We start from the raw sequence: 15,384 nt of genomic DNA, 5'->3' as shown, positions 1-15,384 counted from the left end.
GCGAACCGGTAGGCCGCCACGGCGCCACCGAACCCCGAGCCCACGACGACGACGTCGGCGTGCTCGTCGGCGGGACGTTTTCCCTGGTGACCGCGCATGTCTCCCCTTCGCCCATCCTGGCCGGAAAAGCGGGGGGAGGTAGAATCAAAGAGTAACCGACCGGTGAGCTGAGCACCGGAACCAGGAGTCCAGACCAGGGCCGCGGCCCATGGACGGCCGCCGGGCCCGGATCGTGGCGATATGCACGGACGACCCGCTACACGCGAACGCCTCGTACCCTTCATCGCCGGTGACGGCAAGAATCTGAGCCTCATCAACATACGCGGACCGGCCCCGCCGACCAGGGCCCCGGTCCTCCTCGTGCACGGTGCGGGGGTCCGGTCCGGTGTCTTCCGGGCGCCGGTGCCCGTGACCATCGTCGACGCGCTCGTCGCGCGGGGTCACGACGTCTGGCTGGAGGACTGGCGGGCGAGCATCGAGGTGCCACCCAATCCGTGGACCCTGGATCAGGCGGCGAGGTACGACCACCCCGCCGCCGTCCGCAAGGTCACCGAGGAGACCGGGGCTGACCGGCTCAAGGCGATCATCCATTGCCAGGGCTCTACCTCGTTCATGATGTCCGCCTGCGCGGGCCTCGTGCCCCAGGTTGACACGATCATCACGAACGCGGTGTCCCTGCACCCGGTCGTCCCGGCCTGGTCGCGGGCCAAGCTCCGCTACGCCGTGCCGGTCGCCTCCCGGTTCCTGTCCTACCTCGATCCCTCCTGGGGAGACCACCCGCCGCCGGGCGCGGCCACGGTGATCACCCGGCTGGTGAAGGCCGCCCACACCGAGTGCGGTAGCACGGTCTGCAAGCTGGTCAGCTTCACGTACGGCAGCGGGTTCCCCGCGCTGTGGCGGCACGAGAACCTCGGCGGCGACACGCACGACACCTGGATCCCGCGCGAGTTCGGCCCGGTGCCGCTGAGCTTCTTCCGGCAGATGGACCAGTGCGTACGCAGCGGCCACCTGGTCGCCTACGAGCACCTCGACGGCCTGCCGGACGACTACACGGCGCAGGAGCCGCGCACCGACGCCCGGGTCGTCTTCCTGGCGGGCGAACTGAACCGCTGCTTCCTCCCGGAGAGCCAGCGCCTGTCCTACGACTTCTTCGCCGGCTTCGGCCCTCACCGCCACGCTCTGCACATCCTTCCCGGATACAGCCATCTGGACGTGTTCTTCGGCGAGCGCGCCCACCTCGACGTCTTTCCGCTGATCATCGAGGAGCTGGCCGGCACCCCGGCCCGGCACAGGGGGGACCGATGACCTTCGTCGCAAGGTGCCGGCGCACGGCCGGCCGATTCGCCAACGTGGACGGCATCCCGTTCCGGATGCCGGTGGGGACGCCGGGCAGCCCGGCGCTGTTCGCCGCCTATCCGATCGACCCGCGTGGCGCGCGTGAGGTGTTGCCGGAGGAGTTGCGCCCGTACCGGATCCGCGGCGAGGGGGCGCTGCTGGTCGCGGTCGTGAACTACCAGGACACCCCGATCGGCGACTACGTGGAGCTCTGTGCCGGGATCCTGTGCACGCGGAGCGACCGGCCCCTGCTCGGCTCGGTCTTCGGTACCGGCGTCTACATCTGCGACATGCCGGTGAGCACCGAGATCTCGGTCAAGGGCGGCCGCGGCGTCTGGGGCATGCCCAAGCTGCGTGCCTCCCTCGACTTCGTCGCCGGCGAATCCACGGTCAGCAGCCAGTACGACCTCGACGGGCGGATGGTCATGCGCGTGGACGTCCAGCGCCCGGCGCGGGCGTGGCTGCCGCTGCGGTTCACCGGCACCGGCTACGCGTCCTTCCGCGGGATGCTCGTGAAGTCGTCCGTCACGCTCCGCGGCCGGATGGGCGTCACGAGGGGAGGCGGCCCGGACAGCCGGCTCCTCATCGGCGACCACGAGCGGGCGGAGTGGCTGAAGCGGCTGGACGTACGCGACCGGCCGTTCCTGACCGCCTTCGTCCCCGCCCTGCGCGGGGTCCTCGACGATCACGTGGAGAGCTGGTTCCTCACCTCGGCCTCGCCTCCCCCACCACCCGGGGACGGCCTGGAGTCGGTGGTCGGCCTGGGGCTCGGGCGGGACTGGTTGCCGCCTCCCGACCGCGCCGGGAGCGACCGCCTCCTGGCGCCCTCCCGAGCACGCGAGCACGTCACGCAGATGCCGTAGCCGACCACTCACCGGGAGATCCGATGAAACGCCGCCAGATCCTCCGTAACGCCGCCCGCCTCAAGCCCGCACCCGACTCCACCCGCACCGTCGCGCCTACGCCCGGCCTTGGCCGGGCGACCGCCGGCCGGGAGCGTCCGGTCATCGGGGCGGGCTACCGCAGTTCGTGGTTCTGGACGGCCTACGACGCACTGGCGGAGATGATCGACCACCGGTTCGGCTGGGACCGGCTGCCGACCCCGCTCGGCCTGGCGGTCCTGGTGGGGGTCCGCAACCGGCTGCGCAAGCGCAACCTGTACGACACCGGCCACCTGCCCGCCGTCGGCCCGCCGCCACCCGCCCCGGACCCGGCGGGCCACGACGTACGGCGAACCGCCGACGGCTCGTACAACGACGTGGACCGTCCGGCCATGGGCATGGCCGGGACCCGGTTCGGGCGGAACGTCCCGCTCGACCACGCGTACGCCGAGTCGCCCGCACGGGTCATGACGCCGAACCCGCGCCTGGTCAGCCGCCGGCTCATGACGCGTACCCACTTCCAGCCCGCGCGCACCCTCAACGTGCTCGCCGCGGCCTGGCTGCAGTTCATGATCAGAGACTGGTTCAGCCACGGGAGCAGCCCGTCGGAGGACCCGTGGACCGTCCCGCTGGAGCCGGGCGACGACTGGCCGGAGTCTCTGCTGACGATCCCGCGGGTCCCTCCCGACACCACTCGCCCGCCCGGATACGAGGGGCCCGCGACCTCGCTGAACACACTGACCCACTGGTGGGACCTGTCGCTGATCTACGGCACCAGCGACGAGGAGCAGCGTGCCGTACGCACCGGAAGAGGGGGCAAGATCCGGCCGCGCCCGTCCGGAGCCCGGGCGATGACCGGGGCCGAGGCCGATCCGGCCCGCGAACCGGGCTTCTGGCTCGGCCTGGTGATGCTGCAGGGGCTGTTCGAGCGCGAGCACAACGCCATCTGCGATCGGCTCCACGCCGAGTACCCCGCCTGGGGGGACGACGAGCTGTTCGAGCGCGCCCGGCTGATCAACGCCGCTGGTCGCCAAGATCCACACCGTGGAGTGGACACCCGCGATCATCAGCCACCCCACGGCGGTGATCGGCCTGCGGGCCAACTGGTGGGGCCTGGCATCCGAGCGGATCAACAGAGCGGTGGGCAGGATCAGCGAGAGTGAGGCGATCAGCGGCATCCCGGGGTCGCGGACCGACCACTTCGGGGTGCCGTACAGCCTCACCGAGGAGTTCACGGCCGTCTACCGGATGCACCCGCTGATTCCCGACGACTACAGCCTGCGCTCCCTGCGCGACGACTCCGGCATTCGGCAGAGCACGCTGCGCGAGCTGTCCGGTCCCGCGGCGCTGCAGGTCGCCTCGGCCATCCCGGCCGCCGACCTGCTGTACTCCTTCGGGACCGAGCACCCGGGCGCGATCGTCCTGCACAATTTCCCGCGCATGTTGCAGGAGTTCGAACGCCCCGACGGCCGCCTGATGGACCTGGCCGCCACTGACCTGGTCCGCTGCCGCGAACTGGGCGTGCCCCGCTACAGCGACTTCCGCGAGCTGCTCCACCTGCCGCCGCCGAGCGGGTTCGACACGCTCACGGACGATCCGGCGCTGGCGGCGGAGCTGCGCGAGGTGTACTCGGACCGGCTGGAGGACGTCGACCTGATCGTGGGCATGTTCGCCGAGAAGCGCCCGCGCGGGTTCGCCTTCAGCGACACGGCCTTCCGGGTCTTCGTCCTGATGGCCTCCAGACGGCTCAACAGCGACAGGTTCTTCACCACCGACTACGCCGAGCGGGTTTACACCGGGGCCGGGCTGGACTGGATCGCGGACAGCAGCATGGCCTCCGTGATCCTGCGCCACCATCCGGAGCTCCGCCCGGCGCTGCACCGCGTGGAGAACGCGTTCGCTCCATGGCGCCGATCCCGGTCCTGAGGTGCGGGGCGCCGTCGACGCGCCCCTTCCCGATCACGCGGTGCAGTCGTAGAGGCCGTCCTGGCCGTCCACGGTCTTGCAGTTCTCCTGTACGTACGTGCTCACCTCGCTGTTACCTCTGTCCGGGCCGCCGCGGTCGCCGCCCGACATGACGTAGCGCAGCTGCCCGGAGGAGACGAGCTCCTTGAGGCGGTTCACGGTCATGGCGGGGTCGCTGCCGGTGAAGCCGCCCATGGCCAGCACGGGCTTGCCGGTGGACAGGATGATCGGCGACGCCTGCATGGAGCTGTTCACCGCGACCAGCCAGGTGGCCTTGCCCTGGTTGGCCAGGAGGTACTTGACCATGGAGTCGCTGACACCGCCGCCCGGGCCGCCGCCCATGAAGCCGGCCCGGCCGCTCCGGCCCGTCCCCGAACCCGCGTCCCGGCCGTCCTGCTGTCCCTGCCCACCGGGCATCTGACCGGGGGGCATCTGACCGGAAGGCATCTGACCGGAAGGCATCTGACCTCCAGGGAACTCACCGCCGGGGAACTGGCCGCCGGGTCCGCCGCCCATCCGGCCGAAGCCCATCCCTCCCGTGCTCGGCCCGGCCGTCGGGTTCGACCCGTTCACCTGCGACTGCAACGGCGTGACGGCGAAAGCGGCAGGACCGGCCAGCCCCGCGACCACCGTGGCGGCCAGCGCGATGGCGGCGATCTTGACCGTCACCTGCGCCCGTACCCTGGTCAGCGCCAGCACCGCCACGGCCACCAAGGTCGCCCCGAGCACGACCCAGGCCAGCCACGGCGCCCAGTCGGGCGTGCGGCGCAGCACCATGAACGACCAGGCGCCCGTCACTGCCACCGCCAGCGGCAGCGCCCAGGCCCACGCCCGCGACCGCCGGTACGCCTGCCACATGACCACGCCGCCCATCCCACACAGAGCGGCCACCGCAGGAGCCATCGCGGTCGTGTAGTACGGGTGGAAGGTCCCGCTGGAGAAGCTGAACACCATGTAGTGGACGACCAGCCAGCCGCCCCACACCAGCCACGCGGCCCAGGACGGGCCGTCCGTGAGCCGCCGCACCCGCATGATCACAGCGAACGCCAGCGCCACCACGCAGAACGGCAGCAGCCAGGAGATCTGCCCGGCCATGATGTCGTTGAACAGCCGCCCGGCCCCGGACTCCCCGCCGAAACCGGCGCCCCCGCCGCCACCGCGACCGCCACCTGGGCCCTGGCCCTGGCCGAAGACGCGGCCCAGGCCGTTGTAGCCGATCACCAGGTCCCAGACGGAGTTGTCCGTCGAGCCGCCGATGTAGGGACGGGAGCCGGCGGGCAAGAGATCGACGATCACCATCCACCAGGCGCTCGACACCAGCATGACGACGCCGGCCGCGAGCAGGTGCCCCACGCGCTTCGCCCACGAGGCGCGGGCGCACACGAGGTACGCCAGCGCGAACGCCGGCACCACGAGGTACGCCTGCAACATCTTCGCGTTGAAGCCCAGCCCCACGAAGAGCGCGCACAGCAGCAACGGCCGCAGCCGTCCGGTACGCAGGGACTCCAGGCAGAACCAGGCCGCCAGCACCAGCAGCAGCACCAGGATCGTGTCGGGGTTGTTGTCCCGGTTGATCGCCACGGTGATCGGGGTGAACGTCATGACCACGGCCGCCACCAAGGCGGCTATGTGCCCGTACTTTCCGCCGGAGAACGCCCGGCGCACGGAGGAGAAGACGAGGCCGACTGAGGCCGTCCCGGCCAGTGCCTGCGGAAGCAGCATGCTCCACGTGCCGTAGCCGAAGATCCGCGCGGACAGCCCCATCACCCACAGCGCCAGCGGCGGCTTGTCCACGGTGATGAACGACCCGGCGTCGAGCGCGCCGAAGAAGAAGGCCTTCCAGCTCTTGGTGCCGGAGAGGATGGCGGCGGAGTAGTACTGGTTGGCGTCGCCGCTCAGCCCCCACACGTAGAGGACGAACGCGACCGCGAGCACCCCCCACAGCGCGGGCCTGGACCAGCGCGGGTCCTCCGCGGCACCCAGGAAGACGCGGGCGGGCAGGCTGCGGCTCGCGGGGATCCGGTGCGCGGGGCGCGCGGCCGTGGCGGTCATCGGGCAGTCCTCCTTCTGGGGTTGAAGACCCATACACGCAGCAGCAGGAAGCGTATGAGTGTGGCGGCGGCGTTCGCGATGACGACCGCGACCAGCTCGACGCCGTGCGAGACACCGGCGGGCAGGAGCGACAGGGTGCCCGAGGTGAGCACCAGCCCGACGAGGAAGGCGATCAGGCCCTCGAACTGGTCCCGCAGCGCCCCGCCCGAGCCCTTGACGCCGAACGTGAAGCGGCGGTTCGCGGCGGTGTTGGCCACGGCCGTGACCAGCAGCGCGATCGCGTTGGCCGCCAGCGGCGAGACGATCAGCCGCAGCAGCGAGTAGAGCGCGAGGTACGCCAGCGTGCTCACCACGCCCACGATCGCGAACCTGGGCAGCTGTCTGGCCATCCCCTTCGGCAGCTCGGCCCGCTCGACCCTGGCGGGCACGGGGATGCGAGCCGCCCCCCACAGCGTCCTGCGCGCCACCCTGACCAGGCCGCGCAGGTCGTCGAGCGCGGTCCGGACGATGTCGACCCGGCTGTCCGGATCGTCCACCCAGTCCACGGGCACCTCGTGGATGCGCAGCCCGTGCCGCTCGGCGAGCAGCAGCAGCTCGGTGTCGAAGAACCACTGCTCGTCCTCCACGCCGGGCAGCAGCGCCTGCGCGATCTCCGTACGCACGGCCTTGAACCCGCACTGCGCGTCCGAGAACCCGGCGCCCATCACGGAACGGAGCAGCAGGTTGTATGAGCGGGAGATGAACTCGCGCCTCGGCCCCCGCTCCACCCTCGACGCCCTGGCCAGGCGGGTGCCGATGGCCAGGTCGCTGTGGCCGGACAGCAGGGGCGCCACCAGCGGCAGGAACGCGTCCAGGTCGGTGGACAGGTCCACGTCCATGTAGCTGACGACGTCGGCCTCGCTCCGCGACCAGACCGTGCGCAGCGCCCGGCCGCGGCCCTTCTCGTCGAGGTGCACGGCCCGTACGTGCGTAAGCTCCCCCGCGAGCTCGGTGGCGATCTGCCAGGTGTTGTCGGTGCTGGCGTTGTCGGCGATCGTGATGCGGAAGCCGTAGGGGAAGTTCCTGGTGAGGTACGTCTGCAGCCGGGTGATGCTCGCGCGGAGCGCCCGCTGCTCGTTGTAGACCGGGACGACCACCTCGACCAGGCGCGTCCTTACTGCTGTTGTCTCCATGCCCCAAGCTCACGGGGCGGGGATTTAATGGGACTTATCCGTTTCTGAGTTACGCATGAGAGTTCCCGGCAGTTCCATCGTCGCGATGGCCCCGCCACCTGGCGCGTTCGCGAGACGTACCTCTCCCCCGGCCTCCGCGGCGGCCTGCGCCACGATCGCCAGGCCCAGCCCGGAGCCGGGCAGGCCGCGGGCGGACGGCGAGCGCCAGAACCGCTCGAAGACGTGCGGCAGCTCCTCTTCAGGGAGCCCGGGGCCGTGGTCGCGCACGGTCAGCCGGCCGCCGCGCAACCGCACCTCGACCTGGCCGCCGGGGCTGAACTTGGCGGCGTTGTCGATGAGGTTGAGCACGGCGCGTTCGAGCGAGGCGGCGCTGCCGACGACGTACCAGGGTTTGAGCTCGGTGGCCACCTCGGCGCCGCGCAGCCTGGCCCGTTCCACGGCCGCCGTCACGACCTCGTGGAAGGCCAGCTCGACGTGCGGCTCGTGCTCGGTGTCGCCCCTGGCAAGCTGGAGAAGGTCGGCGACGAGCGTGGACAGCTCGGCGAACTGGGCCTTGACGTTGACCAGCAGGCGCTCCTTGGCCTTGGGCTCGAGGCTGCGGCCTGTTTGCTCGCTACGGAGCAGGAGGTCGATGTTGGTGCGGAGGGTGGTCAGGGGTGTTCGGAGCTCGTGACCGGCGTCGGCGACGAGCTGTTTCTGGCGTTCGCGGGAGCCGGCGAGGGCGGTGGTCATGGCGTTGAAGGACGAGCTGAGGCGGGCGATCTCGTCGTTGCCTTCGACAGGGATGCGGGTGTCCAGGTCTTCTGTCTTGGCGATGTGCTCGACGGCGCGCGTGAGGCGGCCCACCGGGCGCAGCGCGGTGCGGGCAATGAGCAGGCCCGCCGACGCGGCGCCCAGCACGCCGAGCGCCGACACGAAGCCGAGCAGCAACGCGACATTGCGGAGAGTGGTCTGCAGGTGACCCATCGGCCGGGCGTCCATGACGGCCATCCCAGGACCGACGTTGGCGGTGACGATGCGCATGGGCGAACCGTCCTCGGCCAGGCCGTTGTGGAAGTGCGGCCTGCCGCCTTGCGACGCGATGTCAAGATCCTCCTGTGTGATCTTCAATGCCACTCCCAAGTAGCAGGTGGGGCGGCCGTCACCGTAGATGATCTGCGTCGCCTGGGGCGGGCCGTAAGGTCCCGCGGGTTCGGGCGTGGGCTGACAATGCTCCATGAGCCAGGGAAGGTCGCTCTTGTGCTTCAGCTCGAAGTCCACCTGGTCGTAGAGCTGCTTCCGCACGATCATGAAGCACGCGCCCGCGCTGACCGCGATGGCCAGCGCGACGGCCACGGTGACCAGGAGCGTGAGGCGGGTGCGGAGGCTGCGCCAGATCACGGCGCGGCCCGTAGGACGTATCCCACCCCGCGCACCGTGTGGATCACACGGGCCTCACCCCCGGCCTCGGTCTTGCGCCGCAGGTACATCACGTAGACGTCGAGCGAGTTGGACGTCGGCTCGAAGTCGAACCCCCACACCTCGCTGAGGATCTGGTCCCTGGTCAGCACCTGGCGCGGATGCGCCAGGAACAGCTCCATCAGCAGGTATTCGGTCCTCGTCAGGTCGAGCCTGCGCTCGCCCCGCGTGACCTCCCTGGTCGCCGGGTCCATGTGCAGGTCCCCGTACGACAGCGTGTCCCCCTCGGGAGTGCTCCCGCTGAGCGCGCCCCGCCGCAGCAGCGCGCGGACGCGGGCCAGCAGCTCGTCCAGCTCGAACGGCTTGACCAGGTAGTCGTCGGCCCCCGCGTCGAGCCCCGACACCCGGTCGCCCACGGCGTCGCGGGCCGTGAGCATGAGGACCGGGATGTGGTTGCCCGACGCCCTCAGCCGGCGGCACGCGGTCAGACCGTCGAGCCTGGGCATCATGACGTCCAGCAGCACCGCGTCGTAGGGCTCCAGCGCCAGCGCGTCCAGCGCCGCCTGCCCGTCGTTGGCCGTGACGACCTTGTAGCCCTCGAACTCCAGGCTCGACTGCAGGGCCTCGCGCAACGCGGGCTCGTCGTCGACCACCAACAACCGTGCGGGCTCACTCATGCGATAAAAGCTAGAGGCTCATCATGAAAACCTGATAAACGCACTCATCCGCGTTTCATGAGGATCACCACGCGACGGGCATCGCTTTGAGGCCGAAGATGGGGCCGTCGCCCTTGAACGGCAGCTCCTCGTCCGGCACCGTGACCCGCAGACCGGGGATGCGCTCGAACAGCGTGCGCAGCGCGATCTCCATCTCGGCCCTGGCCAGGTTCTGCCCCAGGCACTGGTGGACACCGTACCCGAACGCCACGTGGTGGCGGGCTCCGCGCTCGATGTCGAACTCGTCCGGCCGCTCGAACGCCCGCTCGTCCCTGTTGGCGGAGGCGCCGAGCACGAAGATGCCCTCGCCCTTCCTGACGAGCTGCCCGCCGATCTCCTGGTCCTCGGTGGCCACCCGATCGAACGCCACCCAGTCCACCACCGAGTGGTAGCGCAGCAGCTCGTCCACCGCCATGGGCCACTTGTCCGGGTTCGCGCGCAGCGCGGCGAGCTGGCCGGGGTTCCGCATGAGGGTGAGCGCGGCGAGCGGGATCATGTTGGCGGTGGTCTCGTGGCCCGCGACGAGCAGCAGGAAGGTCACGCCCACCAGCTCGTCGTGGGTGAGTTGCCCGGTCTCGATCAGCCGTCCGAGCAGGTCGTCCCCGGGCTGCCGCTCGGCCTTGGTGACCAGGTCGTCGAGGAAGTCCCTGATCTCCATCATCGCGGCACGGCTCGCGTCCGGGTCCTCGAAGTTGGAGAGCGCCTCCCGGGTACGCGACTGGAAGAACTCGCGGTCGTCGACCGGGACCCCGAGCAGCTGGCAGATGACCAGCGACGGCAGCGCCAGCCCGAACGCCTCCACCAGCTCCGCCTCGTCACCCTTGGCGAGCATCTCGTCGATGAGCTCGTCGACGAGGCGCTGGATGCCGGGCCGCAGCTCCTTGATGCGCCTGACGGTGAACTCGGGGATGAGCAGCCGCCGGAACCTGCCGTGCTCCGGCGGGTCCAGGTCGATGAAGTGGCCGACCGCGAACTCCCGCATCGCGGCCTGCTCTTCCGGGGTCGGCGGCTCCGGCCTGAGCGCCCAGTTGGGATGGCCGGGCTGGTGCTGATGCCCGTGCCCGTCAGGACCTGCTTCGCCTCGGCGAGCCTGGTGACCAGCCATACGTCGCCGCCGGGGAGCGAGGCCCGCACGAGCGGGGCCTCCTCGCGCATCCGCTCGTACTCGGGCGGTGGCGCGAAGGGGCAGGTGCGTGGGACAGGGAAGGTCTGAGCCATAGTCTTGCTCCCTATAAGCCGGATCGCATTGCTTACTTACGCGAAAGTAAGTGATCGTGGGCCGGTCGTCAAGTGATGGGAGCGGCATGGCAGGGCGGCGGACGGACACCAAGGATCGGATCCAGCAGGTGGCGCTGGAGCTGTTCGCCGAGCGGGGATACGAGCAGACCACACTGCAGGAGGTGGCGGAGCGGCTGGAGATCACCAGGCCGGCGCTCTACTACCACTTCCGCACCAAGGAGGCGATCCTGGCGAGCGTCACCGAGGGGCTGGTCGAGTCGATCGAAGAGCTGGTGGAGTGGGGGCGCGAGCAGCCCAAGACCCCCGAGTCCAGGCGGGAGATCCTGCAGCGGATCGGCGACCTGCTCGAGAACCAGTGGCGGCCCCTGTTCAAGTTCGCGCAGGTGAATCAGGGCGCGATGCAGGGGATGCCCACCGGCCAGCGGATGCAGGCCGGGATGATCAAGATGGTGTCCCTGCTGGAGGTGCCGGGGGCGAGTTCGGTGCGGAAGTTCGAGGCACGACTGGCGGTGTTCGCGGTGATCCTGGGCAGCGTGCCGTTCCTCTTCGACTTGGAGGTGCCGGAGTCGGAACGGGCGTCCGTGGCCATGGAGGTGGCCATGAAGCTGATCTCGGAGGATTAGCGTCTCAGCACCGACATGGCCGCATTATGCCCGGCGATTCCGCTCACGCCGCCGCCTCTGCGGGCGCTCGCGCCGCATATCAGGATGCGCTCGTGCTCGGTCTCCACGCCCCATCTCTCACCTTCTTCCGCGTACGGCCAGCTCAGGTCGGTGTGGAAAATGTGGCCGCCCGGCAGCCCGGCCTCCCTTTCGAGGTCGACGGGGGTTTTGACCTCGACGCACGGGGTGCCGTCCGGGGCCTTGAGCAGGCATTCCTCGATGGGCTCTGACAGGACGGAGTTGATGGAGGCGAAGGTGGCCTTCAGGGCCATTTTCCTGGCTTCTTCTGGATTTTTCCGGAAAAGTCGGGCTGGCATGTGGAGGCCGAAGAGTGTCATCGTCTCGGCCCTGCCTCTGAGCTCGGGGCCGAGAATGGACGGGTCAGTCAGCGAATGGCAATAGACCTCCGCCGGGGGCAATTCCGGGATTTCCCCTCTTACCGCCTGCTGATACGCCGTGTCGAGTTGGTCGCGTCCCTCGTTGATGTGGAACGTACCGCTGAAGGCCGCCCGGGGATCCACGGACGCGTCCTTCAGCCTGGGCAGCCTGGTCAGCACCATGTTGACCTTCAGCTGCGCGCCCTCGGGCACCGTCACGGGACGGCGCAGCACCCGGTCGAGCACGGCGGGCGGCAGGTTGACCAGCACGTGCCCGCCGTTCACGGTGTGCTCGCCGTCCCCGGCCACGAACGTGACCTCGCCGGACGGCGAGATCCCGACGATCTCGGCCCCGGTCCTGATCTCGGCGCCCGCCTGCCTGGCCGCCGCCTCGAGCGCTCCAGAGACGGCGCCCATGCCGCCGACGGGGACGTTCCACTCGCCGGTGCCGTCGCCGATCACGTGGTAGAGGAAGCACCGGTTGGCCAGCAGGTCGGCGGCGGGATCGGCGAACGTGCCGATCAGCGCGTCCGTGAGCACGACGCCGCGCACGGTGTCGTCGCCGAACCGCTCGGCCACGGTCCGGCCGATCGGCCTCCGGAACAGGTCACGCCACGCCTCGGGCCCGACGAGCCGTTCGACCTCGGAGGCTGCGGGGAGGGGTTCGAGCAGCGTGGGCGCCAGGGCCTGCGCCACGCGTGCCGTCATGCCGTAGAAGTCCTGCCAGGCCTTGTGGTCGGCCTCGCCGCCGGTGACGCTCATGAACGAGGCCGCCGTCGCCCGCGCGTCCTCGTTGTCGACGAGCAGCCCGGTGTCGCCTTTGGGGGTGTACGAGGCGTAGCGGCGGCGGCGCAGCTCCAGCTTGAGCCCGAGGTCGCGGACGATCTTGGAAGGCAGGAGGCTGACCAGGTAGGAGTAGCGCGACAGCCGTACATCGACGCCCGGGAAGGCCCGTGTGGAGATCGCCAGGCCACCCACGTGGTTCTGACGCTCGAGGACCAGCACCCTGCGCCCGGCCCGGGCCAGGTAAGCAGCCGCCACCAACCCGTTGTGCCCGCCTCCGGCCACGACCACGTCATACGAACCCATTACCGCACCCTACGACCCACCCCACACCACCCGTCAACGCCCACAATTGGACATTTCTCCTTCGGCCTGCCGGACGATCTGCGCGACGCGCCCGCCACCACACGGCAGCCCGCCCGCTACCCGCCGACCAGCTCGTCTACAGGGCACAGGCGGGTCGCTGGCATGCGCGAGGCCGCTCGTGTGATCCTCAAGTGGACGGCCGTCCGACCTGCGCCGCATTTGGAACAGATGCCGTAAAATTCGCCGTTCCCCCTAAGCGGGCCAGGACCACATAAGGAGCACAAAACACACCATGCGCAGCACCCCCGACTCCGTTCTCCAGCCATCAGACGAGGTCGCCGAGGCCCTGGCAAGTGGCGCGCCCGTCGTGGCTCTGGAGTCCACGATCATCTCCCACGGGCTGCCGCAGCCGCGCAACCTCGAGGTGGCGCGCGAGCTGGAGGGGGTTGTACGGGCCGCGGGCGCCGTACCGGCCACGATCGCCGTGCTGGACGGCGTGCCCCGCATCGGCCTGAACGAGGTGGAGCTGGAGCGCATCGCCACCGAGTCCGGCCTGCGCAAGCTGGGGCAGCGGGACCTGCCCATGGCGGCGGCCCTCAAGGCCAGCGGCGCGACCACCGTGTCCGCCACGTCGTTCCTGGCCGCCCGCGCCGGCATCCGCGTCTTCGCCACCGGCGGGCTCGGCGGCGTGCACCGCGGATGGACCGAGGATCAGGACGAGTCCGCCGACCTCGACACGCTGGCCCGCACCCGCATCACGGTCGTCTGCGCCGGCGTCAAGTCGATCCTCGACGTGCCCGCCACGCTCCAGCGGCTGGAGACGCGGGGCGTGAGCGTGGCGGGATACCGTACCGACACCTTCCCGGGCTTCTACCTGCACTCCTCCGGCCTGCCGATCGACTGGCGGATCGAGTCGCCCGACCAGGCGGCGGCGATCATGCGCGGCCAGGACGCGCTCGGCGGCCAGGAGACGGCGCTGATCGTCGCCAACCCGGTCCCCGAGGACCAGCAGCTCGACCCTGAGCTCCATGACCGCGTGCTGGCCGAGGCGCTGGCCGCCGCAGAGCGCCAGGGCGTCAAGGGGCAGGCGATCACGCCGTTCCTGCTCGGTTACCTGGTCGACGGCACCGCCGGCGCCTCCCTGGAGGCCAACCTGGCCGCCGTGCGCGGCAACACCGCCCTGGCCGCCAAGATCGCCGTCTCCTGGGCCCGATCGTGACGGGCAACGCCCTCCTGGTCGTCGGTGACGTGGTCACCGACGTGGTGGCGCTGCATGGCTCGCCGGTCACGTCGGGCACTGACACGTCCGCCGACATCGTCCTGCGCCCCGGCGGCTCCGGCGCGAACACCGCCGCCTGGGCCGCCCTCCTGGGCGCCGACGTACGCCTGCTGGCGAGGCTCGGCTACGACAGCAGCGAATGGCACACCACCGAGCTGGCCAGGACGGGCGTGCACACCCACATCTCCGTCGATCCGGACCGCCCGACCGCGGTCGTGATCGCGATGGTGGACAAAAGCGGCGAACGTACGATGCTCACCAACCGCGGCGCCGGCGGCCTGATCTCCGAGGCCGACTGGGACCCGTCCCTGCTCGACGGCGTCTCCCGGCTTCATCTGTCCGGCTACGTCATGTTCGCCGACGCCGGACTGCGGCTGGTCAGGCGGGCGATGGCCGAGGCGGCGGCCGCGGGGATCGCGATCAGCATCGACCCGGCCTCCACGGGCCCGCTGCGCGACTTCGGCGTCGAACGTTTCATCCGCGAATCCGCCCCCGCCGGCCTCATCCTGCCGAATCTCGACGAGGCCCTCCTGTTGAGCGGCGCCACGACCGCGGAGCGTGCCGCCGTACTCTTGAGTGAGACTTACGGCACAGCGGTCGTGAAGCTGGGAGCACAGGGCGCGCTGGCCGCCGTGGACGGCGAGATCGTCGCGACGGCCACAGGGGTGTCCGCCGAGGTCGTGGACTCGACGGGGGCAGGTGACGCGTTCGCCGCCGGGTTTCTCACAGGAACTTTGCAGGGTGTCAGCGAGGAGGCGGCTTTGGAGGCAGGTTGCCGTGCTGGTGCCGAATGTGTGGCCCAGGTGGGCGGCCGACCACGGTACGGTTTGGATCTGAACCGTCTTTACCCTATTCACACTGATTGATAGCTTGCCGCGTAAGCTGCACCATTAGCCACACGCGTTACGGCCAGCACCACGCGGCCCACTGGGGAGGATAAGGTCCGCCGATGGAAGTCGAGTCATCGATCTGCCTGAGCGACCTAGTCCCTGCGCTGCGCTGGAGCCGCCCACAGCAGGTGGCCGAGGTGCTGGGTGATCCGCGCCTGCCCGCGGGGTGGTGGTCATCCCTCACGCTGTCGAGGGCGCTCGGCACGGCGGGGCTCGACTGGATCTGCGAACGTCTGGCGCGGCTGGCCTCCTCTCGCTGGGACCATCTGCCGCTGTCCGACCTGCTGCCCGCACTGACCGTTCACCACATCGATCCCGCGCTGCCGGGC

General features: G+C 70.2%; 11 protein-coding genes and 2 pseudogenes. 7 read left to right on the top strand and 6 right to left on the bottom strand.

Annotation, left to right across the window (positions count from 1 at the left end; genetic code table 11):
• The first annotated feature begins 240 nt into the window (after window positions 1-240).
• The 3 genes and pseudogenes from AB0J09_RS34660 (at window position 241) to AB0J09_RS34650 (ending at window position 4,142) form a co-directional block, all read left to right on the top strand.
• Window positions 241-1,305, top strand: a complete 1,065-nt coding sequence (locus AB0J09_RS34660; RefSeq protein WP_360700188.1) for a hypothetical protein — start codon at window positions 241-243, stop codon at window positions 1,303-1,305.
• Window positions 1,302-2,198: an acetoacetate decarboxylase family protein gene (locus tag AB0J09_RS34655; RefSeq protein WP_360700186.1), complete on the top strand. Its 897-nt coding sequence runs from the start codon at window positions 1,302-1,304 to the stop codon at window positions 2,196-2,198. Before AB0J09_RS34660 ends, AB0J09_RS34655 begins: the two co-directional genes overlap by 4 nt.
• Before the next feature lie 23 nt (window positions 2,199-2,221).
• Window positions 2,222-4,142: pseudogene (locus AB0J09_RS34650) on the top strand (peroxidase family protein).
• A gap of 33 nt (window positions 4,143-4,175) precedes the next feature.
• Here the strand turns inward: AB0J09_RS34650 and AB0J09_RS34645 are convergent.
• From AB0J09_RS34645 to AB0J09_RS34625, 5 genes are all read right to left on the bottom strand, one after another.
• Entirely contained in the window at window positions 4,176-6,233 is a 2,058-nt protein-coding gene (locus tag AB0J09_RS34645) for a glycosyltransferase family 39 protein (RefSeq protein ID WP_360700183.1), read from the bottom strand.
• Complete coding sequence (locus AB0J09_RS34640) at window positions 6,230-7,405, bottom strand: bifunctional glycosyltransferase family 2/GtrA family protein (RefSeq protein ID WP_360700180.1); 1,176 nt, start codon at window positions 7,403-7,405, stop codon at window positions 6,230-6,232. The genes AB0J09_RS34645 and AB0J09_RS34640 overlap by 4 nt, the downstream gene beginning before the upstream one ends.
• A 24-nt stretch (window positions 7,406-7,429) precedes the next feature.
• Window positions 7,430-8,785: a HAMP domain-containing sensor histidine kinase gene (locus AB0J09_RS34635; protein ID WP_360700177.1), complete on the bottom strand. Its 1,356-nt coding sequence runs from the start codon at window positions 8,783-8,785 to the stop codon at window positions 7,430-7,432.
• The gene (locus tag AB0J09_RS34630) at window positions 8,782-9,480 is read right to left on the bottom strand and encodes a response regulator transcription factor (RefSeq protein ID WP_360700174.1); all 699 of its coding nucleotides are present in this window, start codon (window positions 9,478-9,480) and stop codon (window positions 8,782-8,784) included. The genes AB0J09_RS34635 and AB0J09_RS34630 overlap by 4 nt, the downstream gene beginning before the upstream one ends.
• A gap of 64 nt (window positions 9,481-9,544) precedes the next feature.
• Entirely contained in the window at window positions 9,545-10,501 is a 957-nt protein-coding gene (locus tag AB0J09_RS34625; RefSeq protein WP_360700171.1) for a cytochrome P450, read from the bottom strand.
• Between the two features lie 322 nt (window positions 10,502-10,823).
• Here AB0J09_RS34625 and AB0J09_RS34620 point away from each other — a divergent pair, with 322 nt between their 5' ends.
• Complete coding sequence (locus AB0J09_RS34620) at window positions 10,824-11,381, top strand: helix-turn-helix domain-containing protein (protein WP_360700168.1); 558 nt, start codon at window positions 10,824-10,826, stop codon at window positions 11,379-11,381.
• Here the strand turns inward: AB0J09_RS34620 and AB0J09_RS34615 are convergent.
• A complete protein-coding gene (locus AB0J09_RS34615; RefSeq protein WP_360700165.1) occupies window positions 11,378-12,886 on the bottom strand; it encodes an NAD(P)/FAD-dependent oxidoreductase in 1,509 nt (502 codons plus the stop codon). The genes AB0J09_RS34620 and AB0J09_RS34615 overlap by 4 nt on opposite strands.
• A 292-nt stretch (window positions 12,887-13,178) precedes the next feature.
• Between AB0J09_RS34615 and AB0J09_RS34610 the strand changes: the two genes are divergently transcribed.
• From AB0J09_RS34610 to AB0J09_RS34600, 3 genes and pseudogenes are all read left to right on the top strand, one after another.
• Window positions 13,179-14,105, top strand: a complete 927-nt coding sequence (locus AB0J09_RS34610; RefSeq protein WP_360700163.1) for a pseudouridine-5'-phosphate glycosidase — start codon at window positions 13,179-13,181, stop codon at window positions 14,103-14,105.
• Window positions 14,102-15,031: a PfkB family carbohydrate kinase gene (locus AB0J09_RS34605; protein ID WP_360700160.1), complete on the top strand. Its 930-nt coding sequence runs from the start codon at window positions 14,102-14,104 to the stop codon at window positions 15,029-15,031. Before AB0J09_RS34610 ends, AB0J09_RS34605 begins: the two co-directional genes overlap by 4 nt.
• Before the next feature lie 83 nt (window positions 15,032-15,114).
• Window positions 15,115-15,384, top strand: a pseudogene (locus AB0J09_RS34600) (hypothetical protein); the annotation flags it as partial.

The organism is Nonomuraea sp. NPDC049784 (genome assembly GCF_040659615.1).
Lineage (GTDB): Bacteria > Actinomycetota > Actinomycetes > Streptosporangiales > Streptosporangiaceae > Nonomuraea.
Note: the sequence above shows the minus strand (reverse complement) of the source record. Positions and strands in the feature narration are given on the sequence as shown.